The sequence below is a fragment of the Streptosporangium sp. NBC_01810 genome (assembly GCF_035917355.1).
Classification (GTDB): domain Bacteria; phylum Actinomycetota; class Actinomycetes; order Streptosporangiales; family Streptosporangiaceae; genus Streptosporangium.
The window spans coordinates 264,291-290,250 of record NZ_CP109070.1 but is presented as its reverse complement, the minus strand read 5'-3'; the positions used below and the strand labels follow the sequence as shown (position 1 = coordinate 290,250).

Below are 25,960 nucleotides of genomic sequence, written 5' to 3'. Positions count from 1 at the left end.
CCGACACCGGTTCCGACACCGGCCCCTGAGACGCCCAGGTGCGCCGCGCACAGCACGGCGTGTCGCGACGCATCACATAACCGCAGGTCAAAAGGGTCCTGGTAGGTGATCTAGGTCAAGAGTGGGCAAGGAGTGGCGACGAAAGCGTAAGGGTCGTTCCGTCAGGTGCCGGTCCCTTGCATGATGATTCCTGCGGCCTCCAAGTGACCCAGGGGGAGGCCGACCGGCGTGATCGTGAGCCCTTCCGCACGCCGGTGCTCTCGGCACCTGACCCGGGAGTGGGCCCAGGCGGGGACGGCATTCGGGGGGAGGCCGTCCCCGCAGTTGGGCACAGCGCGGCCCGGCCGTCTGCCACCGCCGCGACACCCGCGACACCCACGACGCCCGCCTTTCCGCCTGGCATCGCCTCCGCCACCTGTCAGGTCTTCTCCAGATATTCGGCGCGCTCGTCCGCCAGGAGCCTGTCGATCTCCGCGCGGAGCACGGGGTGCCCCGCCAGCTCGGGGTCGGCCTCCAGCATCGTCTCGGCGTCCAGGCGTGCGGCGTGGATGACATCCTCGTCGCGGAGGAGCCTGAGCATCTTCAGCGACGATCTGCGCCCCGACTGGGCCACGCCGAGCACATCACCCTCCCTACGCTGTTCCAGGTCGACACGGGACAGCTCGAAGCCGTCCAGGGTGGCCGCCACGGCGTCGAGCCGTTCCCTGGCGGGCGTGCCCCCCGGGGAATCGGTCACCAGCAGGCAGAGACCCGGCAGCCCGCCGCGGCCGACCCTGCCGCGGAGCTGGTGGAGCTGCGAGACGCCGAACCTGTCCGCGTCCATGATGACCATGACCGAGGAGTTGGGGACGTCGACGCCGACCTCGATGACCGTGGTCGCCACCAGCACGTCGATCTCTCCCCTGGTGAACGCCTTCATCACCGCCTCCTTCTCCTCGGGAGGCAGCTTGCCGTGGAGCACCTCCGTACGGAGCCCCTGCAGCGGCCCGTGCGAGAGCGTCTCAGCCACGTCGAGCACCGCCAGCGGCGGCCTGCGCTCATCGTCGGCCTTCGACATGTCGCCCTCGTCGCCCTCCAGATCGCCGATGCGCGGGCACACGACGTAGGCCTGGCGGCCCAGCCCGATCTCCTCGCGCAGCCGGGTCCAGGCGCGGTCGAGGAAGTGCGGCTTCTCCGCGGCGGGAACCACATGCGTGGTGATCGGGGCACGCCCGGAGGGCAACTGGGAGAGTGTGGAGACCGTGAGGTCGCCGAAGACCGTCATGGCGACCGTGCGGGGAATGGGCGTGGCGGTCATGACGAGCACGTGCGGGCGGCCACCCCCGGCCTTCTCGCGGAGCGCGTCGCGCTGCTCGACGCCGAACCTGTGCTGCTCGTCGACCACGACCAGGCCGAGATCGGCGAACTGGACCCGCTCCTGCAGGACCGCGTGGGTGCCGACGACGATGCCCGCCGCGCCCGAGGCCGCGTCGAGCATGGCCGAACGACGGGCCGCGGCACCCAGCGAGCCGGTCAGCAGGGCGACCGCGGTGCCGCCGAACATGCCACCGGTGGCCAGGTCGCCGAGCATGGCCGAGATCGACCGATGGTGCTGCTGGGCGAGCACCTCGGTGGGCGCCAGCAGCACGGCCTGCCCCCCGGCGTCGACCACCTGGAGCATCGCCCGCAGCGCGACCACGGTCTTGCCGGCCCCGACCTCGCCCTGGAGCAGCCGGTGCATGGGGTGGGTCATGGCCAGATCGGCCGCGACCTCCTTGCCCACCTCGCGCTGCCCCTCGGTCAGCTCGAACGGCAGCCGCCCGTCGAAGTCGGCGAGCAGCCCGTCGGGAATCGCGGGCCTGGGCGTGGCGGGCCAGGAGGCCGCGGCCATCCGGCGCTGCAGCAGCACCGCCTGGAGCAGGAACGCCTCGTCGAACCTGAGCCGCTTGCGCGCCCTGCTCACGTCGGCGTGGTCGCGCGGGCGGTGAACCGCCAGCAACGCGTCCGACAGGCCGGGGAGCCTGTGCCGGCCGCGCAGTTCCGCGGGGAGCGGGTCGTCGAGCTCGCCCATCGTGTCGAGGACGACGCCCAGCGCCCTGCGGATGGCCCAGGGCGTCACGTCCTTGCCCGCCGGGTAGATCGGCACGAGCGCGGCGGCGAACTCCTCGGCCCCCGTCTCGCTCTCCTCGATCATCTCGAACTCGGGGTGGGAGAGCTGCCACTTGCGCTTCTCGCCCTGGCCGAAGGCGCTGACCTTCCCCGCGAACATGCCGCGCCTGCCCGGTCGCAGCCGCGTCTCCGCGATGTGTGACGCCTTGCCGAAGAACGACAGGTAGATCTTGCTGCGGCGGGCGTCGACGACCTCGACCTCCAGCCAGGTGCCGCCCTTGTTACGCATCGGCCTGCGCATCGCCCTGGTGACCTCGCCCACCACCGTGACGTGCTCGTCAACCCGCAGATCGTCGAGGTCGGTCAGCTCGCCCCGCTCGGCGTAGCGCCGCGGGTAGTGCCGCAGCAGGTCGCCGACGGTGCGCAGGTCGAGAACGCTCTCCAGCAACTTGGCGGTTTTAGGGTCCAGCGCCTTCGCCAGCGGCTCGTCGAAGCTCGTCACCCCAGCTTTCTACCGTGCGCGGGGGACAGAAATCGCCCGACCCGGCCCGGACGGCGCCGCCGATCCGGCTCGCGGAGCGGTTCACGCGCCGTCACCCGCGAACGCCCCGGCGGCGCACCGGCCGCCGAATCTCGCGACACCGACTCACTTGACACCGAATCTCGCTACACCGGCTCGTCCGACACCGGTTCACTCGACACCGATGAGCAGCGGGTAGCCGCCCTGGCCACCCTCGTACAGGAGCACCTCGATGTCCGGCCTGGTCTCGGCCAGATGGTCCCGCACCGCGCGCGCAAGCCCCTCGGGGGCGTTGACGCCCTCCAGCACGGTCACCAGCTCACTGCTGGAGGACACCATGCGGCCCACGACCTCCAGAGCGGTGGCCCCGAGGTCCCTGCCGATCAGCGCGGCGTCCCCGTCGACCACCCCCAGAACGTCACCGGGCTCGGCCAGGCCCGCGCTCGTCATGACCTCGCGGTCGGCCACCCAGACGTGCCCGTGGCGGGTGTGCGCGGCGGCCTCGGTCATGGCCACCACGTCGTCGTCGAAGCGGCGCAGCGGGTCGTGCACGGCCAGCGCCGACAGGCCCTGTACCGAGGCCCTGGTCGGGAGTACGCCGACCACCAGGCCCTCCTCCCTGGCTATCTCCGCGGCGGCGGCCGCGACCTCACGCGTCCCACTGTCGTTGGGCAGGACCACGACCTCCGAGCCTGCCTCGCGGATGGCGGCGAGCACCGCCGCCAGTGGCGGGCTGGAGCCCGGCTCGCGGCGGACGACCACGGCCCCCGACTCCTCGAACAGCGCGGCCAGCCCGGGTCCCGCCGCCACGGCCACCACCCCCCTGCCCCGCGCTGCCGGGCGGGTCCTGCCCGAGCCGACCAGATACGTCACCCTGATCCGGTGGGGCCGCCCCAGCCGGACGGCCGCCTCGATCGCCGCGCCCGCGTCGTCCACGTGGACGTGCACGTTCCACAGGTCGTCCCCACCCACGATCACCAGCGACTCGCCGAGCGCGTCGAGCTCCGCACGCAGCGCCGTGACCTGCGCCGCTCCGGCGTCCAGGAGATACATGACCTCGTAGCCGGGCCCGTCCGCACTCTCCTCCGTGACCTCCACGCCGATCCGGTGAGCCGGGGCGGGGATGTCCACCCGCTCGGTGTAGGAGTCGGTGACGACCGCGGCGAGGCTCTCCAGAATGATCGTCAAGCCCGCGCCGCCCGCGTCGACCACCCCACTGCGGGCCAGCACGTCGAGCTGCCCGGGGGTGCGGCGGAGCGCGGAGCGCGCCTCCTCTGCCGCCCTTCTCGCGACCGAGACGAGATCTTCCCGGCTCTCGCGCACCACCGCGGCCACGGCGGTCAGGACGCTCAGGATCGTGCCCTCGACCGGCCTGGCCACCGCGGCGCGGGCCAGCTCGGCGGCTCTGACCAGGCCGCGGCCAAGGTCCGTGCCGCGCCCCTCGGCCTCCCTGAACACCTCGGCGAGGCCGCGCAGCACCTGGCTGACGATCACCCCGGAGTTGCCCCGCGCGCCGAGCAGCGCTCCCTGCGCGAGTGCCTGCCAGGTGGCCTCCGCCCCCGCGTCGGCGGGCAGCCCGTCGAGCGCCTCGGCCGCGGAGAGCATCGTCAGGTGCAGGTTGGTGCCGGTGTCGCCGTCGGGCACCGGGAAGACGTTGAGCGCGTCGATCTCCTCGCGCGCCTTCCCCAGTGTCTCCGCGGCCAGCCGCGACCACCTCCGCACCGAGGGCGGGTCGAGAACCTGCAGCATTCCTGCCCTCCTGCTCCTGACCGGCTCTCTCCGGTCTCTCCGGTCTCTCCGGTCGAGTCCCGGCTCCGCGACCGGCATGCCGCCACCTGTGGCTCAGCGTCCGCACAGCCCGGCCGACCCCGGCCGCACCGGCTGATCGTCGCTCGCCGGACACGACCCGCCGTGGCGTGTCCCGGGATGCGCTACGGTTGCCTCCGGAGATTATCCCCGTTCGACCGTTCATGGCGGCTCACGTTCGCCTGTAGGGCCGAACATCGGGTATCCTCGTATGGCCAGCCGGTCGTCCCGGCATGCCCGATGACCGCCCGCCAGTGCGGCGGATCGAGCCTCTCGACTGATCTAAGGAGCGAACCGTGGCTTCCGTTTGCGACGTTTGCGCTAAGAAGCCGACCTTCGGCAACAACGTCTCCCACTCGCACCGCCGCACCCGCCGCCGCTGGAACCCGAACATCCAGCCCGTGCGCGCAGTGGTGAACGGCACGCCGAAGCGGCTGAACGTGTGCACCTCCTGCATCAAGGCCGGCAAGGTCACCCGCTAGTCGGACTTCCGCGAAGCCCGCCGTCCCCTCGATGGGACGGCGGGCTTCGCCATTCCCAACGGGCTTCGCGGCCCAGGACGACCCCTTCCGAGGACGGCCCACTTCCGAGGACGGCTCCGCCTCGTTCGGAGCAGGTTCTCCACGTTCAGCGTGATCTGTCGTGGAACCCTGGGCGTTCACGCCCGGGAGGAAACGGCAGCGCGGGAGGCCCGCCAAGGGCCGAGCGGTGCGGTGACGGCACCTTTCGGAGAGCGGCTCGGCCTGAGCGTTTCTGGCTCTCGATGTATTCCTTGATGATGGACAGCGGTGCTCCGCCGCACCGGGCCGCGAAGTACGAGGGTGACCGGAAGTGGGCACCCCACAGGTATTTGCCGATGTGGTCGGGGTATTGCTGTCGCGATCTCCGGGCGGACACGCCCTTGAGGGAGCCGACCAGCCTGGACAGGGAGCCGACCAGCCTGGACAGGGAGACTTTCGGCGGGTAGCGCACCAGCAGGTGCACGTGATCACGCTCGCCGTTGAACTCGACCGGTTCGGTCTCGAAGTCGGCGCGGACGGCCCGCATGACGTCTTCGCACCGCCTGAGGATTTCGTCGGTGAACGGTCCGCGCCGATACCCGGGTGTGAAGACCACGTGTGCGCAGAGGGTGCAGACGAGTGTACGGCCCCTGCGAATGTCGGGGTTCGGCTCCCGGCGTGGTGACACAGATCATACGATCTTCCAAGTGAAGGTCGTCGTGCAGGTGAAGCTGATGCCGCAGGCCGATCAGGCCACCGCGCTGTCGGCTACCCTGCATGCGGTCAACGACGCCGCGAACCGGGTGTCGGCCGTGGCATTCGAGCACGGCGTGCCGCGTGAGTATGAGCTGCGCAAGCACACCTACGCCGAGTTGAAGGCGCGGGGGCTGGGGGCACAGGCCGCTCAGCACACCATCAAGAAGGTCCGCGATGCCTACACCACGTTGAAGGCGAACGTCCGTGCCGGCAACCTCGGCAAGAAGGGCTCCAAGCGCCGGATCAAAGCGGAGTCCACGCCGATCACCTTCCGTCCACAGGCGGCGCACCCGTTTGACGACCGGTGTCTGAGCTGGCAGTACGACGCTCAGACCGTCAGTATCTGGACCACCGCCGGGCGTATCAGGAACGTCCGCTTCGTCTGTTCGGCCGAGGCGCTCAAGGCGCTGCGTGAACACCGTAAGGGTGAGTCCGATCTGATCGAACGCGACGGCGCCTTCTACCTGATCGCCGTGTGCGAGGTACCTGAGGCCCCGGTCAACGAGTACCCCGACGGCTGGCTCGGCGTGGACCTCGGCATCGTCAACATCGCCACCGTGGACGGCATGACGCCGTTCAACGGACGTGGTCTGAACCGGCACCGCAAGCGGCAGCTCGAACTTCGCCGTAAGCTCCAGGCCAAGGGCACCAAGTCCGCCAGGCGACGGCTTAAGCGCCGCCGTCGCAAAGAGCGGCGGCACGCCGCGAACGTCAACCACATCATCTCGAAGAAGATCGTGACCGAGGCTGCACGCACCTCGTCCGGTATCGCCCTGGAAGACCTGGGCGGAATCCGGGAGAGGGTACGGCTCCGCAAGCCCCAACGGGTCATGCTCCACTCCTGGGCTTTCCACCAGCTCGGGGCCTTCCTTGAGTACAAAGCGCGGCGGGCGGGCGTCCCGCTGGTGCGCGTTGATCCGGCCTGCACCAGTCAGGAATGCGCCGACTGCCACCACATCGAGAAGAACAACCGGGTCAACCAGGCCCTCTTCGTCTGCCGGAACTGCGGGGTCGTTGCCCACGCCGACCGGAATGCCTCCCGCAACATCGCCGCACGCGGCGAGGCTGCGTGGATTGCGGGGCGTGAGTCACGCGTCCCAGCCACCCCGTAGGTGGTCTGGACGGAGGAGGCCACACCACAGCCAGTGGTGCCCTACCTCCAAGCCCGGTCCTTTAGGGCCGGGTCAAGTTGACTGGGAGCGCAGGCGCCAGCCGTGGTCCACCGGGCCGATGCCGGCCCCCAGGGGGAAGCCGTGTTCGATCGCACCGGTGACGTACGCCTTCGCCTTCTCCACGGCGGCGGGGACATCCTCGCCGAGGGCCAGGTAGGAGGCTATCGCGGAGGCCAGGGTGCAGCCCGTGCCGTGGGTGTGCCGGTTGTCGTGGCGCTCCGCGGTGAAGCGGAACTCCCGCGTGCCGTCGGTCAGCAGATCGACGGGGGCCCCCGGAAGGTGGCCGCCCTTGATGAGCGCCCACCCGGGCCCGAGCTCCAGGACCGCGTCGGCGGCCCGGCGCAGGTCGGCGTCGTCCTCGACCTTCACCCCGGTGAGCTGGAGAACCTCCCACAGGTTGGGGGTGACCACCGTGGCCGTGCGCAGCAGGCTCGACTTGACCGTCTCCACGGCCTCCGGGGCGAGGAGCGCGTCACCGTGCTTGGAGACTCCCACGGGATCGACCACGACGGGCACATCCAGCCCTGCCAGCACCTCGGCGACCGTCTCCACCAGTACGGGCGAGGCGAGCATGCCGGTCTTGACCGCCTGGGCGCCGATGTCACCGAGCACCGAGTCGAGCTGGGCACGGACCGCCTCCGGGGGAAGCTCCCAGTAGCCCTGCACGCCCACCGAGTTCTGGGCGGTCACCGCGGCGATCACGCTCATGCCGTGGACGCCGAGGGCCAGCATGGTCTTCAGATCGGCCTGGATGCCCGCGCCGCCTCCGGAATCGGAGCCGGCGACGGTCAGCACGCGTGGGGGAGCCAGAACGGTCATGCCCCCATCCAACCAGCCCCGTCCCGACCGGCTGGCGCCCCCCTGCCACTCCCCACCGCACCTGGGCCGCGCAGGCAGACTGAAGTGCGGGGGCTGTGGCGGATCAGACCCCCGCTGCCACTCCCCACCGCACCTGGGCCGCGCAGGCAGAGCCGCGACGGCACCGGGTCAGGCGACGGCGCACTCTCCCCCGTCGCTCTCACAGGTCTCCGGAATCTCCGCGTCACCGCTCGCGGTGAAGACGACGACGAGTTCCTCGCCGACCTGCAGCCCTTCCGGCGACTCGATCACCAGACTGTCGCCGACCTGCTCCCAGTCGGCTCCGCTCGCCGAGGAGACCGTCCCGCTGACCGGCACGCTCACCTTCAGGTTCTCGACGCTCTCGTCCGCGGCGACCACGAGCTTGACCGTGTACGACTGTGCCCTGCTCCTCACGAGAGCGGCGCCGACCATGATCATGGCGCCCCCCGCGGCGGGCACGGGCGGCTCGAAGGTGTCGCTGGGCACGGGGGCGGGCGCCGTGGTGCTCGGGGACTGTTCAGGGGCCGGTGTCCGGTGGTCACCGACGACGAGAGGCTCGGAGGTGGGTGTGGGTTCCGGCTTGTCGGTGGACGACGGCTCGTCGGTGGCCAGGGGCGCGCGGGTGGCCTTTCTCGTCGCGGTGGGCCGGGAGGTGGGGGTGGCCCCGCCTCCCCTGCGAGTGGAGGTGGGGGTCGGGGAGGGGGTGGCCTCCGCGGTCCTGTCGCCCGCCTCCGCGGGCTCGTCGGTCGGTACGGGCTCCTCGGGCTCGGTCTCACCGACGGGGTCGGGTTGCAGCTCCGGCTGGTTCGACGCCGCCGTGACACAACCGGTGGGCGGGCAGTCGGCGGCGGAACCCTCGGAGCCGGTCAGCGCCCGGATCCCGAACACTGTCCCGCCGAGCACCACCGCCACCGCGGCGACGATCAGCAGGGTCGTCTTGATCCGTCCGCCGGACCTTTCCTCGTCCTCGGGCCATGTGACGGACGTCTTGGACTCCGACGTCCATCCCGACCCCAGGAAACCCGTCTGGGGCTCAGTGATCATCGACTCCTCGGGACGGAGCCGGCGCCCGATCGGCTCGTCCCGGTGACCGGGTGCCGGAGCGGACTCCGGCCCGCGTTTCCCCCGGCCCGGGGAAGCCTCATCCCCGTTTCCAGCATGGCGGCCCATATCGCCCCTTTCTCGGAGGGAATCTCGACCGCCCAACTTCATACCAGTTCAATAACCGTTTGTCGTAATTTTCGCAGATGTAACAACGAGTGGTAAAAGTCACTCCCGGAAGTGGTCCCAGCCTCCACGGTCGAGCAGATGGCCCTTGACCTGCACTCCCTCCCCCTCGATGACATGCCCCACCACGTTCCAGCCCGCCGGGAACCGTACGTGGGCCGGGAAGGTCGCGGCGAGGGCATGGTCGTCGCCGCCGGAGAGCACCCACTCCAGCGGGTCCGCGCCGAGCAGCCGGGCCGCCTCCCGCATCACCGGCGGGACGTCGAACGCCTCCGGGTCGAGCACGAGCGCGGTTCCGGCCGCGGCCGCCACGTGGCCGAGATCCTGGAGCAGGCCGTCACTCACGTCGAGCATGGCGGTGGCGCCCAGCGTGGCGGCCTCGGGGCCCTGCGCGTAGGGAGGGCAGGGGCGGCGGTGGGCGTCGATCAGCTCCACCGGCCCGGCCAGGCCCGCACGGAGCAGCGCGAGGCCCGCCGCGGCGTACCCGAGGCGGCCCGCGACCGCCACCACGTCACCGGGCCGGGCCCCCGACCGGGTGACCGGCGCCCGGCCACCCAGGTCACCGAGGGCGGTGACCGCGATCATGACGAGGTCGCAGCGGGCGATGTCGCCTCCCACCACGCTGGCACCGACGAGATCGGACTCGTCGCGGAAGCCGTCCGTGAGGTCGTCCAGCCAGCCGATGGCGGCGTCGGCGGGCAGCCCGAGGCCGACCACGAGGCCGGTGGGACGGGCTCCCATCGCCATGACATCCGAGAGATTCTGTGCCGCGGCCTTGCGTCCGATGTCGTAGCCGCTGGACCAATCACGGCGAAAGTGCCTACCCTCGAGTAACAGGTCAGTCGTCACGACGACCCGCCCATCGGGAGCGCTCACCACCGCGGCGTCGTCTCCGGGACCGAGCAATACGGCCCCACCCTGTGGCAAGCGTCCGGCAATACGTGCAACAACCCCGAATTCGCCGAGATCTCCGACTGTGATGACACACCTCCCGTTCATCACAGGGTACGGTGGCCCTTCGGCACTGATCCAATCGCCCCGGAGGTCGTTGTGGTGCAGGCCTACATCCTTATTCAGACCGAGGTCGGCAAGGCCGCGAACGTGGCTTCGGAGATCTCCGGCATCTCGGGTGTCACCCAGGCCGAGGACGTCACCGGCCCTTACGACGTGATAGTGCGGGCGGAGGCCCGCAACGTCGATGAGCTGGGAAAGCTCGTGGTGGCGCAGATTCAGGCTGTGGAGGGGATCACGCGTACACTGACGTGTCCCATCGTCCACATCTGAGTCCGTATCTGGTCCGTATCCGACCGTCGGGAACGTGACATGCCACTGCGGTTCGCCCGCCTGGCGGGGTGCACCTGCGCCCTGCTGATCCTGGCGGGATGCGGTGGCGCCGTCCAGGTCGAGCCGCCCGTCCCCGAGGGGTCCGCCGCCGCCGCGTGCCAGGCGCTCGCCGAGCGGCTCCCGCGGAGACTCGACGGCGCTGACCGGGTCGAGTCCACCCCCGCCTCACCCTACGTCGCCGTGTGGGGGCAGGGCCGCATCGCCCTGCGCTGCGGGGTGCCACGGCCGGTGACCATGTCACCCACCGACCAGGTGCCCGAGATCGACGGAGTGGCGTGGTACGCCGACCCGGCCCGACCGACGCTGTTCACGTCGATCGGCAGGGCGGCCTACGTCGAGGTGACGATCGCGCGGGAGCACACCCCGCAGAACGTGCTTGTCGATCTCGCGGCACCGATCAAGGCCGCCCTACCTCAGACCGGGTGAGCGGCGCAGCGCGAGCTGGATCAGCCGGTCGACCAGCTCCGGGTAGGGCACCCCGGTGGCGGCCCAGAGCTGCGGCGCGACCGACATCGCGGTGAAGCCCGGCATGGTGTTGATCTCGTTGACGATCAGCCGCCCGTCGGGGGTGTAGAAGAAGTCGACCCGCGACAGGCCCTCGCAGCCCAGCGCCTCGAATGCGCGCACGGCCATCGCCCGCAACTGCTCGGCCGCCTCCTGTGGGATGTCCGCGGGCACCGACAGGGACATGTCATTCCCGATGTACTTGGCCTCGAAGTCGAAGAACTCGTGCTCTCCGTGGACCAGTACCTCGCCTGGCACGCTGGCGCGGGGCGCCTCGTCGTCCGGCGACTCCAGCACGGCGCACTCGATCTCGCGGCCGGTGATCGCGGCCTCGACCAGCACCTTGGGGTCGTGCTCGCGGGCGAACTCGATGGCCCGCTCAAGCTCCTCCAGGTCGGCGGCCTTGGAGATGCCCTGGCTGGACCCGGCGCGGGCGGGCTTGACGAAGACCGGCCAGCCGAGCTCCTGGACCTCCTTGAGCACCCGGCCACGGTCGGTCCGCCAGTCGCGGTCACGGATCGCGACGTACGGCCCGATGGGCAGGCCCGAGGCGGCGAGGACCATCTTCATGTACGCCTTGTCCATGCCGACGGAGCTGGCCAGCACCCCGGAGCCGACATAGCGGACCCCGGCCATCTCCAGCAGCCCCTGAATGGTGCCGTCCTCGGCGAAGGGGCCGTGCATCACCGGGAAGACGACGTCGACGTGGCCGAGTTCGACGGGAATGCTGCCGGGGTCGTACGCCACCAGCGAGCCGCTACCGGATGTCAGCGCCAGCGTCGCACTCGCCGCGTCGACGGCGGGCAACTCACCGCTCTCGATCCCGTATCGCTGCTCCCCGGAGGCGAGCACCCACCGGCCGTCCTGGGCGATCCCGATCGGGACCACCTCGTACTTGGACCTGTCGATGACCTCCAGCACGCTTCCCGCCCCGAGAATGGAGACGGCGTGCTCGGAATTGCGACCGCCGAAGACGACGGCGACCCTCGGTAGAGGTTCGTGCTGCTCACTCATGATGACCGAATCTACCCCCTGTTAGGGGGCAATCCGGCTGTTAGACGCGCCTATCTACCCGATGCGGGTAGTGAGTCGAGCGCCTTGGTCACGTCCATGATGAGATCTTCCGCATCCTCCAGTCCGATGGAGAACCGGACAGCCGCCTCGTCGATCCCCGACGCCTTGCCGGCTCTCCGGTGGGTGGTCGAGGCCACGTGCGCGGCCTTGGTGTGGATTCCTCCGGCGGAGGTGGCGATCGAGGCGAGCCTGAGTGCGTCGGCCAGGGCCACGCCGGCGTCGTAACCGCCACGCGGGGTGATCGTCACACAGGCGCCGTACCTGGTGCCCTCGGGCCCCGAGTCGAACAGGTGCCTGGCGAGCTGGTGGCCGGGGTGTTCCGGCAGCCCCGGGTAGTCGACCCGGCGCACGGCGGGGTGCTTGGCCACGGCCGCGGCGAAGACCATCGCGGTGGAGCACATCCGGCGGACCCGCAGCGGCAGGGTCGCGAGCCCCCGGCGGAGCAGGAACGCGTCGTCGGGAGAGAGCGTGCCCCCGGTGTCGATCCTGACCTCGCGCAACTGGGCGATCAGGTCGGGGCGGCCCACCGCGACGCCCCCGGCGCAGTCGTCATGGCCGCCGAGATACTTGGTCGCGGAGTGGATCACCAGGTCGGCGCCGTGCTCCAGGGGGCGGCACACGATCGGGGTGGCGAAGGTGGAGTCGACCACCAGCAGCGCCCCCGCGGCTCGGGCGATCCGGTAGAGGCCGCGAATGTCGGAGACCGCCATGGTCGGGTTGGAGAGCGTCTCCGCATAGATGATCTTCGTGTTGGGCCTGATCGCCGCCCGCACCTCGGTCAGGTCGCCGTAGCCGACGAAGTCCGCGCCGACCCCGAACCTGGACAGCACGTTGGTGATCAGCGAGTGGGTCCCGCCGTACAGCGGGGTGGGTGCCACGAGGTGCGCGCCCGCGCGCAGGAACGTCATCAGGACGGCGTTGACGGCGGCCATCCCCGAGGCGAACGCCTGCCCGGCCACGTCCTCGGGCGCCGCGGCCCCCTCCAGAGAGGCCACCGCCGATGCGAACGCGGCGGTGGTGGGGTTGTCGATCCGGCCGTAGGTGTGGCCGGAGCCCTTCTCCTCGAACGCGTCGGCGTACTCGGCGGAGTCGCCGAAACCCCACGCGGAGCTGCGCCACACGGGAAGGCCGAAGGGCCGCTGCGGGGGCGTCTCGGGAGCCGGCAGGTGTACCGACCGGGTGTTCTCCCCCCTACGCCTGCGTATCCGTCTGTTCATGGGCCACACCGTGTGTTCACAGGCCGTACCGTTCCGGCTTGGGAGTCCGCGACATCAGGAGCACCGCGGCCTCGCTGGGAGGCATTGCGTCGTGGACGACGGCCACCACCACTTCGGTGATCGGCATCTCCACGTCGTGCTTTCTGGCCAGTTCGAGCACCGACTCGCAGGATTTGACCCCCTCGGCGGTCTGTTTCGTGGCGGCGACGACCTCGGCCAAGGTCATGCCCCGCCCCAGATTCTCCCCGAAAGTTCGGTTCCGCGACAATGGGGATATACAGGTCGCCACCAGATCGCCCATGCCCGCGAGGCCCGCGAAGGTGTGCGGGTCCGCGCCGAGCACCGCGCCGAGCCTGGAGATCTCGGCCAGCCCGCGCGTCATGAGCATCGCCCCGACGTTGTCGCCCAACCCCATCCCCGCCGAGATGCCGACCGCGAGGGCGATCACGTTCTTGACGGCCCCGCCGAGTTCGACCCCCACGACGTCGGGGTTGGTGTAGGGGCGGAACCAGGGTGGCAGGTAGCAGGCCTCCTGAAGGCGTTCCATCGCCCGCTCGTCGGTGCAGGCGACCACGGTGGCGGCGGGCTGGCCCCGGACGATCTCACCGGCCAGGTTGGGCCCCGACACCACCGCGACCCGCTCCTGGGGCACCCCGGCGACCTCGCAGATCACCTCGCTCATCCGCTTGGTGGTGCCCAGCTCGATGCCCTTCATCAGGCTGACCAGCACCGCCTCCGGTGGCAGGTCCGGCTTCCAGCGTGTCAGGTTCTCCCTCAGGGTCTGGGATGGCACCGCGAGCACCACGAAGTCGGCGCCGTCGAGAGCCTCGGCGGGGTCGGTCGTGGCGCGCAGCGTCTCGGGCAGCACCGTGCCCGGCAGGTAGACGGGGTTCTCGTGCCGCCGGTCGATCGCCTCGACGACCTCCGCGCTGCGGCCCCACAGGATCGTCCGGGTGCCCGCCCCCGCGAGGATCACGCCGAAGGTCGTTCCCCACGAACCCGTGCCGAATACAGCCGCCTTGGTCATCGGTTCTCCTTGGGCGTGGAAACCTCCGCCTCCGGGCGGGGGAGAAAACGGGAATCCCCTCCCTGCGGGGAGAGGAGGATGTCAACACCGTACGCCGAAGTCAGGCGTCGGAAGGTCGCTTGAACGGCGCCTCGGGTGCCTTCTCGCCGCGGAGTTCGGCCAGCTGCGCCGTGATCGCCGCCATGATGTCGGCGGTCGCGGCGCGCAGCGCGTCGGCCTGGAGCGGCCGCCCCTCGTACCGCGACAGGTCGAGTGGTGGTCCGACCAGCACGTGGAAGGTCCTGCGCGGCAGCAGGCGGGGCTTTCTGGCTCCGTAGGGCAGGATCTCCTGGGCTCCCCAGTGCGCGACGGGGACAACCGTCGCGCCGGTCTCCAGCGCGAGCCTGGCCACGCCGGTCTTGCCCTCCATCGGCCAGAAGTCCGGGTCGCGGGTGCAGGTACCCTCCGGATAGAACATCACGCACGCCCCCGCGGCGAACCGGCGCCGTGACTCCTCCAGCGAGCGCCCCGCGTCAGAGCTCCCCCGGTAGACGGGAATGGCCTGGAGCGCCCTCAGCAGGGGACCGAGCGGCGGCACCGAGAAGAGACCCGATTTGGCGAGAATCACCGGCCAGCGGCCGTTGTTGTAGAGGAAGTGCGAGATGAGGATCGGATCCAGCCACGACAGGTGGTTGGTCGCCACGATGACCCCGCCCGTCCTGGGCAACCGGTCGCTGCGACGCCAGTCCTTCTTGACCAGGAGCCATGAGATCGGCTTGACGATCACGACGGCGAAGGCGACCCAGAATCGCGAGGGCCAGCCAGGGCGTCTCATGGGCTCCTCCATATGAACGGTTTGCACACCAAGTCTCCCGGTTGGCTCCCCGGGATGTCGAGGCGGGATGCTTAACGCTATGCCTGCTCAGGGAAGTTCCGCCTGGACCCTTGTCGTCCCGGTCAAAACGCTGGTCGCCGCCAAGACCCGCCTGTCGGCGGCGGCGGGCCCGCACCGGGCCGCACTGGCCGTGGCGATCGCCTGCGACACCGTCGAGGCGGCGCTGAGCTGCGCACTCGTCACCCGGGTGGTCGTGGTGACGGGTGACCCCGTGGCCGCCGGGGCACTCGGCGAGGTCGGCGCGCACGTGGTCGGCGACCCGGAGGCGGGGCTGAACGCCGCCCTGCGGCACGGCGCCCTGGAGGCGGTACGGCTCGCGCCCGGCGACGCCGTCGGCGCCCTCCAGGCCGACCTCCCCGCCCTCCGCCCCGCGGAGCTGGCCCGCGTGCTGACCGCCGCCACGGAGTTCGACCAGATGTTCCTGCCCGACGCCGCCGAGGTCGGCACGACCTTCTACGGCGTACGGCCCGGCATGCCGTTCACGCCGGGGTTCGGCGGCGAGTCACGGGACCGGCACCTGCGGCGCGGCGCCAAGGAGCTCTGCGTGGAGGGGGTGGTGTCGGTCCGCCATGACGTGGACACCCCAGACGACCTGCGCCAGGCGCTGATCCTGGGCGTCGGCCCCCGCACACTGGCCATCGCGGAAAAGATCTCGGCGTCCGGCGGGTCTTCGCGGCCGGAGGAGCGCGACAGAGACCGGTAGCGGAACGCCCCGACCTGGTTCGGGCGGGATTCCGGCCCGGAGGCTACCCTGGGCGTGTGCAGGCGACGGTGCGGAGCTTCGAGGAGGCGACCCGGTCGGGGTCGGTCTTTCTGGACGACGGGACCGAGATCCCGTTCGGCGCGGCGGCGTTCGACGCGGGGCCGCTCAGGCTGCTCAGGTCAGGCCAGCGGGTCAACATCGTCATGGACGGCGACGATGTCTCCTACATCACTCTCTCGACTTTCCCCGTACCCGGTTTCCCCGTACCCGGCCGGTGAGGCGGCCGGGAATCCTCACCGGCTTCCCCGGCGGTCCGGGGCCGAGATCATCTCCGGGGCGCCCCGCTGTCGAACCCGGTGAATGTGGCCGGACACCGCACCGGGCGCTTTCGCCGGCCCCTGCCGGGGATCCCGAGCCGGCGGCGCCGGTCGGGAGGCCGGACGCCCGGACGCCCCGCTTCGGGAGTCCGGGCGCCGGGGCCTATTTCTTCTTCGCCGCCTTCTTGCCGCCGTTGTTGACGAGTTCCTTAAAGTCGGAACCCGGCCGGAATTTCGGCCCCCAGCTCTCGGCGACGTGGATCTCGGCACCCGTCGAGGGGTTACGTGCGGTGCGGGCCGGCTTGTGCACCATCTCAAAGGCACCGAACCCCGTGATCGAGACCTTGTCGCCACTCGCGACGGCGGCCTGGATCGTGTCGAGCACCGCGTTCACGGCTTCGGTGGCCGTCTTCTTGTCGCCCACCCGATCCGCGATGGCGTCGACGAGTTCCTTTTTGTTCATAAGGTTGCTCCCCCTGCTTACCGATGTCCGGGAGTGGGTCACGGGGCAGAAAACCCGTCTCACCCGATTTGTCACGGCGAGGGGTCTCATCACAGATCTCTCATCAACGATCACGGTGAGAAACCCCCTGCTCGCTTGAAATTAGGGGACGGAGCCGTATGACTCAATCACCTTCCGCAATGTTTCCAGTGCTCGGCGTATCTGAAACCAAGACATCAATGCTGAGAAGGAACAAATCAAGGCGCCCTGTGGCGTGATCGAGGTCACGCTTGGCCATATCGCAGATGGCCAGAAGGCGCCTGGTGAGACGTTTTCTCTCCTCGACGGAGACGTGCAGGGACCGGACGCGGCGGTGCGCCTCGCGCAGCCGCCACGCCAGCTCGTGTTCTGAACTCGTCAGATGGTCGTCGGCAGCCATGGCTGCCGACCATTCTCGTATGTCCCGATGGCATCGGCGTTGCGCAGGGTCAGCCCGATGTCGTCCAGGCCCTCCATCAGCCGCCAGCGCGTGTAGTCGTCGATCTCGAAGGCGACGGCCTCCGCGCCCCAGCGGACCTGGCGTCCCTCCAGGTCAACGGTGATTTCCAGGGTCGGGTCCGCCTCGACCGCGGTCTGCAGCGCCTCGACGACCTCGCCCGGCAGGACGACCGGGAGCAGGCCCATCTTGGTGGAATTATTACGGAAGATATCTCCGAAACGGGCTGCGATCACGGCGCGGAAGCCGTACTGCTGCAGGGCCCAGACCGCGTGCTCGCGGGAGGAGCCGGTGCCGAAGTCGGGGCCGGCGAGCAGGACCGTGGCGCCGGCGTGAACGGGGTCGTTCAGGACGAAGCCGGGGTCCTCGCGCCAGGCGGAGAACAGGCCTTTCTCGAACCCGGTCCTGCTGACCTGCTTGAGCCAGACGGCGGGGATGATCTGGTCGGTGTCCACGTTGCTGCGGCGCAGCGGAACGGCCCGGCCGGTGTGGGTGACGAACGCTTCCATCTCGAGGACTCCTTACAGGTCGGCGGGCGCGGTGAGTTTGCCGGTGACGGCGGTCGCGGCGGCGACCTGCGGGGACACGAGGTGCGTACGGCCGCCCTTGCCCTGGCGTCCCTCGAAGTTGCGGTTGGAGGTCGAGGCGCTGCGCTCGCCGGGGGCGAGGGTGTCGGGGTTCATGCCCAGGCACATGGAGCAGCCGGCCTCGCGCCATTCGGCGCCCGCGGCCTTGAAGACCTCGTGCAGCCCCTCCTGCTCGGCCTGCAGCTTGACCAGCATCGAGCCGGGCACGATCAGCGTGCGCGTCACGACCTGGCGCCCGCGCAGCACCTCGGCGGCGGCGCGCAGGTCCTCCAGCCTGCCGTTGGTGCAGGAGCCCACGAAGACCGTGTCGACCTTGACCTCGCGGAGCGGGGTACCCGCGGTCAGGCCCATGTACTCCAGGGCACGCGCGGCGGCGGCCGGGTCGTCGGTGTCCTCGGGGCGGGGCACCGGCATTCCCAGCGGGGCACCCTGGCCCGGGTTGGTGCCCCAGGTGACGAACGGGGTCAGCGTCGTGGCGTCGATCTCCACGACGGTGTCGAAGACCGCGTCCTCGTCGCTGACCAGTGACTTCCAGTACTCGACCGCGGCGTCCCAGTCGGCACCGGACGGCGCGTGCGGACGGCCCTTGAGATATTCGAAGGTGGTCTCGTCCGGAGCGATCATGCCCGCGCGGGCGCCCGCCTCGATGGACATGTTGCAGACGGTCATCCGGCCCTCCATGGAGAGCTTGCGGATGGCCTCACCGCGGTATTCGACGATGTGGCCCTGGCCGCCGCCGGTGCCGATCTTGGCGATGATCGCCAGAATCAGGTCCTTGGCGGTGACACCGGGGGGCAGCTCGCCGGAGACCTCGATGGCCATGGTCTTCGGCCGGTAGGCGGGCAGCGTCTGGGTGGCCAGCACATGCTCCACCTCGGAGGTGCCGATGCCGAACGCGATGCCGCCGAAGGCGCCGTGGGTGGAGGTGTGAGAATCACCACACACGATCGTCATGCCGGGCTGGGTCAGGCCGAACTGCGGGCCGATGATGTGGACCACGCCCTGCCCCGCGTCACCCATCGGGTGCAGCCGGACGCCGAACTCCGCGCAGTTCTTGCGCAGCGTCTCCACCTGCACCCGCGACACCGGGTCGTCGATGGGGCCGCGTACGGTCGGGACGTTGTGGTCCTCGGTGGCGATGGTGAGGTCGGGCCGCCTGACGGGGCGACCCGCCATGCGCAGGCCGTCGAACGCCTGCGGGCTCGTGACCTCGTGAATGAGGTGCAGGTCGATGTAGAGCAGGTCCGGTTCTCCCTCGGCACGTCGCACGACGTGCTGCTCCCAGACCTTCTCCGCGAGCGTGCGGCCCATGTCGCCTCCTTGCGATCGGCTGTCCCACATCCACTTGCTTTCTCATATGTCGAGACGGCAGTATCGGTGTATGGACAACTCTAGCGGAGTCGGCGTACTGGACAAGGCCGTCCTCGTGCTCAACGCCCTTGAAGCCGGCCCTGCGTCCCTCGCGCAGCTCGTACAGGCCACCGGCCTGGCCCGCCCCACCGCCCACCGGCTGGCCGTCGCCCTGGAACACCACCGCATCGTCACCCGCGACACCCAGGGCCGTTTCGTCCTGGGCCCCCGCCTGTCCGAACTGTCCACCGCCGCCGGTGAGGACAGGCTGCTGGCCGTCGCCTCGCCGGTCCTCACCCAGCTACGGGACCTGACCGGGGAGAGCGCGCAACTCTACCGGCGCCAGGGCGACGAGCGGGTCTGCGTGGCCGCCGCCGAACGTGCCAGCGGACTGCGCGACACCGTGCCGGTCGGCTCGGCCCTGCCGATGCTCGCGGGGTCCGCGGCGCAGATCCTGCTCGCCTGGGAGGAGCCCGACCGCCTGCACCGGGGCCTGCGCGGGGCCAAGTTCACCGCGGCCACGCTCGCGAGCGTGCGGCGCAGGGGCTGGGCGCACAGCGTCGGCGAGCGCGAGCAGGGCGTGGCCAGCGTCTCGGCGCCGATCAGGGGCGCGGGCGGCAAGGTGGTCGCCGCGGTGTCGGTCTCCGGCCCGATCGAGCGCCTGACCCGCACCCCCGGCAGGCTGCACGCCGCCCCCGTGGTCACCGCCGCCGAACGGATCACCGAGTCGATGCGCCGCGCCAACTGACGTCCACGGCGGCTGACACCGGTCGACCTGTGGGCGATATGAGGAGGCGAGCACCCCTGCGGCCCCCTAGGCTGGGCAGGTGACAGATCGCATCGAGGCAGCCGCGGCTGAACTGCGTCCCCTGCTCCAGAACTTCATCCTGTGGGCGCGTGAGAACGCGCCCGGCAGCGATTCCAACCTGGTCGGCTCTGTCGCGCTGTGGCACCGGCTGATCGCCTCCGACGACGTCGGCCGGTGGAGGCAGTCCGACCTGCGCACGGTTCTCCTCGACCGGATGCCCCAGGTCGTCGAGGACCCGGACGCCGCCGCCGACGGCATGGTGCCCGCGATCCGCGCCTACCTGACCTTCCTGTCGGAGTCCGACCGCCTGGCCAAGGGCTCCGCTCCGCTGGGGGACCTGCTCGCCGAGCTCGACCGCCTCGAAGACGACTTCGTCGACGCCATGGAGGATCTTGTCGTCGAGGAGGACGAGGACGACGAGTACGACGACGAGGAGGAGTCCGAGGGGCTCGGCGACTTCGAGCCTTTCGCCGACGAGCTCTCCGAGCTGCCGACGATCAGGCTCCGCCCCGACTCCGAGCTGGCCGCGGCCACCCGCAGGGCACCTCTGATCTCCAAGGCCCGCGACCTCGCGGTCTGGGTCGGCTCGGAGCGCCGGGTGGGCGAGACGAGCCTGCTCGACGACGCCGAGATCACCGAGGCCCTGGCCGCCCTCGGCCTCCCCGTTCCCGAGAAGGGCGACAAGTCGCTGGCCGACTCCGTCCCCGCGCTCTGGAACATCTGGAACCTCGCGATCGACCTCGACTTCCTCCAGCCCGAGGGGGAGGACACGGTCAGCGTCGACGCCGACACCGCGGAGTGGCCCTTCGAGGAGGACGACGACGCCCTCGACGCGTGGATGGCCGGTCTGCACTCCATCGACTACGGCGACCCGGAGCTGGAGGACGAGGAGGCCACGATCGCCCTGTCCGGGCTGACCAGGGCACTGCTGGTCCGGGTGCTGCTGGCGACCGGTTCGAAGCCGCTGGCCGAGCTCCGCACCGAGCTGGCCGAGGCCGCCGCCGAGTACGACGACCTGGGCACGGAGGCCTGGGCCGCCGCCACCGCGCAGTACGGCGACCCGCTCAACCCGGTGCTCGACTGGCTGGCCGGGTACGGCATGGTCGAGGTCGAGCACGACCAGGTGCGGCTGACCCCGCTCGGCATGGAAGGCGTGGTCCACCTCGTGGACGACGCCGACATCGAGCTGGACGCCCGGCCCGCCATCGACGCGATGACCGCCCTGGACCTGCTCTCCTTCGGCTCCGAGCTGCCCGAGGAGGAGGCGGACGCCGAGTTCGAGGCCTGGATGGAGTTGCGCGCGCCCGAACAGGCCGCCAGGGACCTGCTGGAGGCCGCGGCCGAGGACGACGCGAACGCGCTGATCCGGGTCCAGGCGGCCAGCATGGTCGGCTCGCTCGGCGAGGTGGCCATACCCGCCTGGCGGGAGGCGCTCGACGAGCCGTCCCTGCGCCCGTACGCGGCCACCCACCTGGCCCAACTGGGCGTCGAGGACGCTCCCCCGCCCACCCAGGCCGACACCCACTGGCTGATCCTCGACATGCTGACCATCTCCGCCGGCCTGGGCCGTCCCGAGTTCGTCAGCAGCCTGGACGACATCGGCAACGTGCCGAACCTGGTCAGCCTGCTCGAAGTGATCTGGAAGGTGCCGCACCCGCACCTGGAGGAACTGCTGGAGGCGATCGGCAAGGCGCATCCGGACAAGCAGGTCGGCAAGGCCGCCAAGCGTGCCCTGTTCAAGGCCCGCTCGGGGCAGAACTAGGAACGGAACAGGAAAGGGACGGGGCGGCGCCCCGTCCCTTTCCTGTTCCGCCATGGCGGGAAGTTCCTGTTCCGCCATGGCGGGGAGCGTTCAGGCGCCCCTGAAACGAAAAAAGCCCCCGGGAGCCGTTGCTCCCGGGGGTTTCGCACTTGTAGCCCCGACCGGATTCGAACCGGCGCTACCGCCTTGAGAGGGCGGCGTCCTAGGCCACTAGACGACGGAGCCTTGCGAGAGACAGTGGTAGTCCCGACCGGATTCGAACCGGCGCTACCGCCTTGAGAGGGCGGCGTCCTGGGCCACTAGACGACGGGACCCTACACACTGTCATCAGATTCGGAGGGAGCCGAATCTGCGGCATCTTCCGGAGAAGATGCAGCTGGGGTACCAGGACTCGAACCTAGAACAACTGAACCAGAATCAGCCGTGTTGCCAATTACACCATACCCCACCGCGCTGGACTCCCTTGCGGGACTCGCTGGCGCCTCCGAAAGAATAGCCCAGGTTGGGGGTCAAGACCAAAACGATTGCCTGCGACCGAATCGCGGTATCACCGGGCTGCCGCAACGAAGGTCCGCTGTGTAACCCTGCTGGAGAGATCCGTCCACCTGAGAGGAGTTCCCGCCTTGGCCGAGAACCCGTTCTTCGAACCCAGCACGCTGCCGTACGGACTGCCGCCGTTCGCCCTGATCAGGGAGGAGCACTACCTTCCCGCCTTCGAGCGCGGCATGGCCGACCAGCTGCGCGAGGTGCGGGAGATCGCCGACAACCCGGAGCCCCCGACGTTCGCCAACACGATCGAGGCCCTGGAGCGCTCGGGCCGGATTCTCAAGCGGGTCGTGACCGTCTTCAGCAGCATCTCCGCCTCCGACACGACCGACGGCATCCGGGAGATCGAGACCCAGGTCTCCCCCCGGCTGACCCAGCACGCCGACTCCATCCGCCTGAACCGCGCCCTGTACGCCCGGATCAAACAGGTGGCCACCGACGACCCCGAGGAGGCGTGGCTGCTGCAGAAGTACCGCGTCGACTTCGTCAGGGCCGGCGCGGATCTGTCCGAGAGCGACCAGGATCACCTCAGGGCGCTCAACGAGGAACTGACCAGGCTCGCCACGACCTTCTCCCAGAACCTGCTCACGGCCTCCACGGCCTCCGCGCTGGTCGTCGAGGACGTCAAGCTGCTGGACGGGCTCGCCGAGAGCACGATCAAGGCGATCGAGAAGGACGGCGGCTACGTCCTGCCGCTGTTCAACTACACCAACCAGCCCGCGCTGGCCGAGCTGACCGACCGGGAGACCCGCAGGAGGCTGTACGAGCTGTCCGTCGGCCGGGCGCCGGAGAACTTCGAGCTGGCGGCCAGGATGGCGATGCTCCGCGCCGAGCGGGCGGCCCTGCTCGGCTATCCCAACCACGCCGCATACTCCGTCGCCGACCAGACCGCCAAGACCACCGACGCCGTCGAGGAGATGCTCGGCAAGCTGGTGGGTCCCGCGGTGGCCAACGCCCGCCGGGAGGCCGAGGCGCTGAGCGAGCAGGCCGGCTTCCCCCTGGCGCCGTGGGACTGGTCCTTCTACGCCGAACGGGTGCGCAAGGCCCGCTACGACTTCGACGCCGCCGACCTTCGCCCCTACTTTGAGCTGGACCGGGTGCTGCGGGACGGTGTCTTCCGCGCCGCCGGCGAGCTGTACGGGATCACCTTCGCCGACCGGGACGACCTGGCCGGGTACCACCCGGACGTCCGGGTCTTCGAGGTGTCCGACGCGAACGGCTCACCACTCGGCCTGTTCGTGTTCGACCCGTACGCCCGGCCGACCAAGCGCGGCGGCGCCTGGATGAACAACCTGGTCACCCAGTCGCACCTGTTCGGCGAGCTGCCCGTGGTGATGAACAACCTCAACATCACCAAGCCCTCCGAGGGTCCGACGCTGCTGACGTTCGAGGAGGTCAACACCGCCTTCCACGAGTTCGGCCACGCCCTGCACGGCCTCTTCTCCGATGTGCGCTTCCCCCGGGTCTCCGGCACCGACGTGCCGCGCGACTTCGTGGAGTACCCCTCGCAGGTCAACGAGATGTGGGCCACCTGGCCCTCGATCCTCGCGGGCTTCGCCAGGCACCACGAGACCGGCGAGCCGGTGCCCGCGGAGCTCCTGGAGAAGATGAGGGCCGCGGAGAAGTTCAACCAGGGTTTCGCCACCGTCGAGTATCTCGCGGCGGCGCTGCTGGACTGGGCCTGGCACAAGCTGGCCGCGGGCGAGAGGGTCGAGGACGCCGAGGCGTTCGAGAACGCGGTCCTGGAGCGCGCCGGGATCGCCTACGACCTGGTCCGCACCCGCTATCGGACCAACTACTTCGCGCACATCTTCGTCAGCGGGGTGGGCGGCTACAGCGCCGGCTACTACTCCTACATCTGGAGCGAGGTGCTGGACGCCGAGAGCGTCGACTGGTTCGAGGAGAACGGCGGCCTGACGCGCGGCAACGGCGACCACTTCCGCTCCACCCTGCTGTCGGTCGGCGGTTCGCGGGACGTGATGGACGCCTTCCGCGACTTCCGCGGCCGCGACCCGCGCATCGAGCCTCTGCTGAAGCGCCGCGGCCTGGAGGCATAGCCCTTCGCGCACCGTCCGGGGTGCGGGAAACCGCACCCCGGACGGGTACGCATCTCCAATGCGCTCCGCACGGGCGGTGCGCACACTGAACACCATGAAACGACCATGGAAGTGGACCGGGATGGGCGCCGCGCTCGTCTCCGGCCTGGCCTGCGCCCTGCTGCTGGCACCGGGGGCCGGCGTACGGTAACGCGGTGCTGCCCGAAGATCCCTCGAAGGTGTTCGGGGAGGGCCGCTTCCACCGCGTGCCCATGCTGACGGGCATCACCAGGGACGAGGGCATGCTGTTCACGTCGCTGATGTTCCCGCCGATGACGGCCGAGGAGTACGAGGCCGCGGTCAACGAGAAGACGGCGCCCCAGCTCTTCCCGCTGCCCGGCGGGGTCAGACCGCTCGCCTCGCACGGGACGGCGCCGGCACGCCCCTCCTAGGGCGCCGGGGCCTGCCGACCTGATCCTTCCCGCACCACCGGTCCTGCCCCGGCCTGGGTGGGGGTGACTCCTCCCAGGCCTGGGCGGAACCCCCGGCTCCACGATGACCTCCGATGCGCTGACGGCTCCGCCGCACACCCGAGCCTCGTCCGGTCTGCGTTCCTCAGGCCTGGAGCCTGGCGAGGGCGGCGCGGATGCGGTCCATCGACCGCGTCCGGCCGAGGACCTCGATCGACTCGAACAGCGGCAGGCCGACGGTGCGGCCGGTGACGGCCACCCGGACCGGCGCCTGGGCCTTGCCGAGCTTGAGGCCGCAGGAGACGCCGACCTCCTCCAGCGCCGTCTTGAGCGACTCGGGGTCCATCTCGACCTTCTCAAGCCGGTCGAGGTAGCCGGTGAGGATCTCCACGGCGGAGTTCTTCATGGCCTTGTCCCACGACACCTGGTCGAAGACGGGCTCGTCCAGGAAGAGGAAGTCCACATTCGCCGTGATCTCGGACAGGACCGCGATGCGGGTCTGGGCGAGCTCGGCGACCTTGGCGAAGGTCTCGCGGTCCCAGCTCGGGTCCAGCCACGGCTCGCAGCGGGCGATGAACTCCTCCAGGGGCAGTGCCCTGATGTACTCGCCGTTGAACGCGCGGAGCTTCTTCTCGTCGAAGAAGGCCGGGGAGGGGTTGACGTCCTCCAGCTTGAACAGCGGCACCATCTCCGACCAGGGCATGATCTCCCGGTCGTCGCCGGGTCCCCAGCCGAGCAGCATCAGGTAGTTGACCATCGCCTCGGCCAGGTAGCCCTCCTCGCGGTAGGACTCCAGGGCGACCTTGTCGCGGCGCTTGGACAGCTTCTGGCGCTTCTCGTTGACGATGACCGGCACGTGCGCCCAGGTGGGCGGGGTGACGCCGAGCGCCTCCCAGAGCAGCTGCTGCTTGGGGGTGTTGGACAGGTGCTCCTCGGCGCGGACCACGTGGCTGATCCGCATCTCGACGTCGTCGACGACGTTGGCCAGCACGAAGAGCGGGGAGCCGTCGCCGCGCGCGATGACGAAGTCCTCCATCGCGCCGTTGGGGAACTCGACGGTGCCGCGGACCAGGTCGGAGATCACGGTGACGCCCTCGCCGGGGGTGCGGAAGCGGAGCGCGCCCTCGGTCAGGCCCCGGTCGCGGCAGAAGCCGTCGTACCCCTGGTGCTCGGACCCGGTGCGGGCCTTGACCTCGTCGCGAGTGCACGTGCAGTAGTAGGCCCGGCCCTCGGCCAGCAGCCTGGCCGCGGCCTCGCGGTGCTGCTTCTCGTACGAGGACTGGAAGTAGGGCCCCTCGAAGGCCGGGGCACCGTCGTTGATCCCGATCCAGGCGAGCGCCGAGATGATGCCCTCGGTCCATTCCGGCCGGTTACGCGCGGCGTCGGTGTCCTCGATTCGGAGCACGAACCTTCCGCCGGTCCTCTCGGCCAGGGCCCAGTTGAACAGCGCGGAGCGGGCGCCGCCGACATGGAACATGCCGGTCGGCGAGGGGG

The 25,960-nt window shown here is 70.1% G+C and carries 24 protein-coding genes, 3 tRNA genes and 1 pseudogene; 10 read left to right on the top strand and 18 right to left on the bottom strand.

Annotation, left to right across the window (positions count from 1 at the left end; all coding sequences use genetic code 11):
• Positions 1 to 418: 418 nt before the first annotated feature.
• Positions 419 to 2,590, bottom strand: a complete 2,172-nt coding sequence (gene recG, locus OIE13_RS01310) for an ATP-dependent DNA helicase RecG (RefSeq protein WP_326829433.1) — start codon at positions 2,588 to 2,590, stop codon at positions 419 to 421.
• A gap of 189 nt (positions 2,591 to 2,779) precedes the next feature.
• On the bottom strand, positions 2,780 to 4,357 hold the full coding sequence (locus OIE13_RS01305) for a DAK2 domain-containing protein (RefSeq protein WP_326643967.1): 1,578 nt from the start codon (positions 4,355 to 4,357) through the stop codon (positions 2,780 to 2,782).
• Between the two features lie 353 nt (positions 4,358 to 4,710).
• On the opposite strand from OIE13_RS01305, the gene rpmB reads away from it, so the two are divergent.
• Positions 4,711 to 4,896 (top strand): 50S ribosomal protein L28, encoded by a 186-nt coding sequence (gene rpmB / locus OIE13_RS01300; protein ID WP_012894387.1) that lies wholly within the window; start codon positions 4,711 to 4,713, stop codon positions 4,894 to 4,896.
• A gap of 265 nt (positions 4,897 to 5,161) precedes the next feature.
• Here the strand turns inward: rpmB and tnpA are convergent.
• A pseudogene (tnpA, locus tag OIE13_RS01295) lies at positions 5,162 to 5,602 on the bottom strand (IS200/IS605 family transposase); the annotation flags it as partial.
• A gap of 19 nt (positions 5,603 to 5,621) precedes the next feature.
• On the opposite strand from tnpA, the gene OIE13_RS01290 reads away from it, so the two are divergent.
• On the top strand, positions 5,622 to 6,782 hold the full coding sequence (locus tag OIE13_RS01290) for an RNA-guided endonuclease InsQ/TnpB family protein (protein WP_326643973.1): 1,161 nt from the start codon (positions 5,622 to 5,624) through the stop codon (positions 6,780 to 6,782).
• A 72-nt stretch (positions 6,783 to 6,854) separates the two neighbouring features.
• Here the strand turns inward: OIE13_RS01290 and thiD are convergent, their stop codons facing one another.
• From thiD to OIE13_RS01275, 3 genes are all read right to left on the bottom strand, one after another.
• Complete coding sequence (gene thiD, locus OIE13_RS01285; protein WP_326643975.1) at positions 6,855 to 7,661, bottom strand: bifunctional hydroxymethylpyrimidine kinase/phosphomethylpyrimidine kinase; 807 nt, start codon at positions 7,659 to 7,661, stop codon at positions 6,855 to 6,857.
• Positions 7,662 to 7,829: 168 nt separating this feature from the next.
• On the bottom strand, positions 7,830 to 8,726 hold the full coding sequence (locus OIE13_RS01280) for a hypothetical protein (protein WP_326643977.1): 897 nt from the start codon (positions 8,724 to 8,726) through the stop codon (positions 7,830 to 7,832).
• 225 nt (positions 8,727 to 8,951) lie between these two features.
• Positions 8,952 to 9,908 carry a thiamine-phosphate kinase gene (locus OIE13_RS01275; RefSeq protein WP_326829432.1) on the bottom strand — a complete coding sequence of 319 codons (957 nt, stop codon included), beginning with the start codon at positions 9,906 to 9,908 and terminating at the stop codon, positions 8,952 to 8,954.
• Positions 9,909 to 9,959: 51 nt separating this feature from the next.
• On the opposite strand from OIE13_RS01275, the gene OIE13_RS01270 reads away from it, so the two are divergent.
• Both OIE13_RS01270 and OIE13_RS01265 read left to right on the top strand, forming a co-directional pair.
• On the top strand, positions 9,960 to 10,193 hold the full coding sequence (locus OIE13_RS01270) for an Lrp/AsnC family transcriptional regulator (RefSeq protein WP_326643981.1): 234 nt from the start codon (positions 9,960 to 9,962) through the stop codon (positions 10,191 to 10,193).
• Positions 10,194 to 10,232: 39 nt separating this feature from the next.
• Positions 10,233 to 10,679, top strand: coding sequence for a DUF3515 family protein (locus OIE13_RS01265; protein WP_326643983.1), 447 nt, complete (start codon positions 10,233 to 10,235; stop codon positions 10,677 to 10,679).
• Here OIE13_RS01265 and OIE13_RS01260 read toward each other — a convergent pair.
• The 4 genes from OIE13_RS01260 to OIE13_RS01245 all read right to left on the bottom strand — a co-directional run bounded on the left by OIE13_RS01260 (position 10,662) and on the right by OIE13_RS01245 (position 14,889).
• Positions 10,662 to 11,771 (bottom strand): D-alanine--D-alanine ligase family protein, encoded by a 1,110-nt coding sequence (locus OIE13_RS01260; protein ID WP_326643985.1) that lies wholly within the window; start codon positions 11,769 to 11,771, stop codon positions 10,662 to 10,664. The two genes, OIE13_RS01265 and OIE13_RS01260, sit on opposite strands and share 18 nt — an antisense overlap.
• Positions 11,772 to 11,821: 50 nt before the next feature.
• A complete protein-coding gene (locus OIE13_RS01255) occupies positions 11,822 to 13,048 on the bottom strand; it encodes a trans-sulfuration enzyme family protein (RefSeq protein WP_326643987.1) in 1,227 nt (408 codons plus the stop codon).
• A gap of 16 nt (positions 13,049 to 13,064) precedes the next feature.
• A complete protein-coding gene (locus OIE13_RS01250) occupies positions 13,065 to 14,075 on the bottom strand; it encodes an NAD(P)H-dependent glycerol-3-phosphate dehydrogenase (protein ID WP_326643989.1) in 1,011 nt (336 codons plus the stop codon).
• A gap of 100 nt (positions 14,076 to 14,175) precedes the next feature.
• On the bottom strand, positions 14,176 to 14,889 hold the full coding sequence (locus OIE13_RS01245) for a lysophospholipid acyltransferase family protein (protein ID WP_326643991.1): 714 nt from the start codon (positions 14,887 to 14,889) through the stop codon (positions 14,176 to 14,178).
• A 67-nt stretch (positions 14,890 to 14,956) separates the two neighbouring features.
• On the opposite strand from OIE13_RS01245, the gene cofC reads away from it, so the two are divergent.
• Both cofC and OIE13_RS01235 read left to right on the top strand, forming a co-directional pair.
• Positions 14,957 to 15,652, top strand: coding sequence for a 2-phospho-L-lactate guanylyltransferase (gene cofC, locus OIE13_RS01240; RefSeq protein WP_326643993.1), 696 nt, complete (start codon positions 14,957 to 14,959; stop codon positions 15,650 to 15,652).
• Between the two features lie 56 nt (positions 15,653 to 15,708).
• On the top strand, positions 15,709 to 15,930 hold the full coding sequence (locus tag OIE13_RS01235; protein WP_326643995.1) for a hypothetical protein: 222 nt from the start codon (positions 15,709 to 15,711) through the stop codon (positions 15,928 to 15,930).
• Positions 15,931 to 16,132: 202 nt separating this feature from the next.
• On the opposite strand, the gene OIE13_RS01230 is transcribed toward OIE13_RS01235, so the two are convergent.
• The 4 genes from OIE13_RS01230 to leuC form a co-directional block, all read right to left on the bottom strand.
• A complete protein-coding gene (locus OIE13_RS01230; protein ID WP_326643996.1) occupies positions 16,133 to 16,432 on the bottom strand; it encodes an HU family DNA-binding protein in 300 nt (99 codons plus the stop codon).
• Between the two features lie 163 nt (positions 16,433 to 16,595).
• Positions 16,596 to 16,850 carry a hypothetical protein gene (locus OIE13_RS01225; protein ID WP_326643997.1) on the bottom strand — a complete coding sequence of 85 codons (255 nt, stop codon included), beginning with the start codon at positions 16,848 to 16,850 and terminating at the stop codon, positions 16,596 to 16,598.
• A complete protein-coding gene (gene leuD, locus OIE13_RS01220; protein WP_326829431.1) occupies positions 16,829 to 17,416 on the bottom strand; it encodes a 3-isopropylmalate dehydratase small subunit in 588 nt (195 codons plus the stop codon). The genes OIE13_RS01225 and leuD overlap by 22 nt, the downstream gene beginning before the upstream one ends.
• A 12-nt stretch (positions 17,417 to 17,428) precedes the next feature.
• Positions 17,429 to 18,805, bottom strand: a complete 1,377-nt coding sequence (gene leuC / locus OIE13_RS01215; RefSeq protein WP_326644001.1) for a 3-isopropylmalate dehydratase large subunit — start codon at positions 18,803 to 18,805, stop codon at positions 17,429 to 17,431.
• A 70-nt stretch (positions 18,806 to 18,875) separates the two neighbouring features.
• Here leuC and OIE13_RS01210 point away from each other — a divergent pair, with 70 nt between their 5' ends.
• Positions 18,876 to 19,592 (top strand): IclR family transcriptional regulator, encoded by a 717-nt coding sequence (locus OIE13_RS01210; protein ID WP_326644003.1) that lies wholly within the window; start codon positions 18,876 to 18,878, stop codon positions 19,590 to 19,592.
• Between the two features lie 79 nt (positions 19,593 to 19,671).
• Entirely contained in the window at positions 19,672 to 21,414 is a 1,743-nt protein-coding gene (locus OIE13_RS01205) for a hypothetical protein (RefSeq protein WP_326644005.1), read from the top strand.
• A 152-nt stretch (positions 21,415 to 21,566) separates the two neighbouring features.
• On the opposite strand, the gene OIE13_RS01200 is transcribed toward OIE13_RS01205, so the two are convergent.
• From OIE13_RS01200 to OIE13_RS01190, 3 genes are all read right to left on the bottom strand, one after another.
• Positions 21,567 to 21,639 (bottom strand) — tRNA-Glu (locus tag OIE13_RS01200).
• Positions 21,640 to 21,652: 13 nt separating this feature from the next.
• Positions 21,653 to 21,728: transfer RNA gene (locus OIE13_RS01195), tRNA-Glu, on the bottom strand.
• Between the two features lie 62 nt (positions 21,729 to 21,790).
• Positions 21,791 to 21,862 (bottom strand) — tRNA-Gln (locus OIE13_RS01190).
• 175 nt (positions 21,863 to 22,037) lie between these two features.
• Here OIE13_RS01190 and OIE13_RS01185 point away from each other — a divergent pair.
• Together OIE13_RS01185 and OIE13_RS01180 are read left to right on the top strand one after the other, a co-directional pair.
• Complete coding sequence (locus OIE13_RS01185; protein ID WP_326644007.1) at positions 22,038 to 24,017, top strand: M3 family metallopeptidase; 1,980 nt, start codon at positions 22,038 to 22,040, stop codon at positions 24,015 to 24,017.
• Between the two features lie 194 nt (positions 24,018 to 24,211).
• Positions 24,212 to 24,448, top strand: a complete 237-nt coding sequence (locus tag OIE13_RS01180) for a hypothetical protein (RefSeq protein WP_326644008.1) — start codon at positions 24,212 to 24,214, stop codon at positions 24,446 to 24,448.
• 163 nt (positions 24,449 to 24,611) lie between these two features.
• Here OIE13_RS01180 and gltX read toward each other — a convergent pair whose 3' ends face one another.
• Complete coding sequence (gene gltX, locus OIE13_RS01175) at positions 24,612 to 25,943, bottom strand: glutamate--tRNA ligase (protein ID WP_326646884.1); 1,332 nt, start codon at positions 25,941 to 25,943, stop codon at positions 24,612 to 24,614.
• Positions 25,944 to 25,960 lie beyond the last annotated feature (17 nt).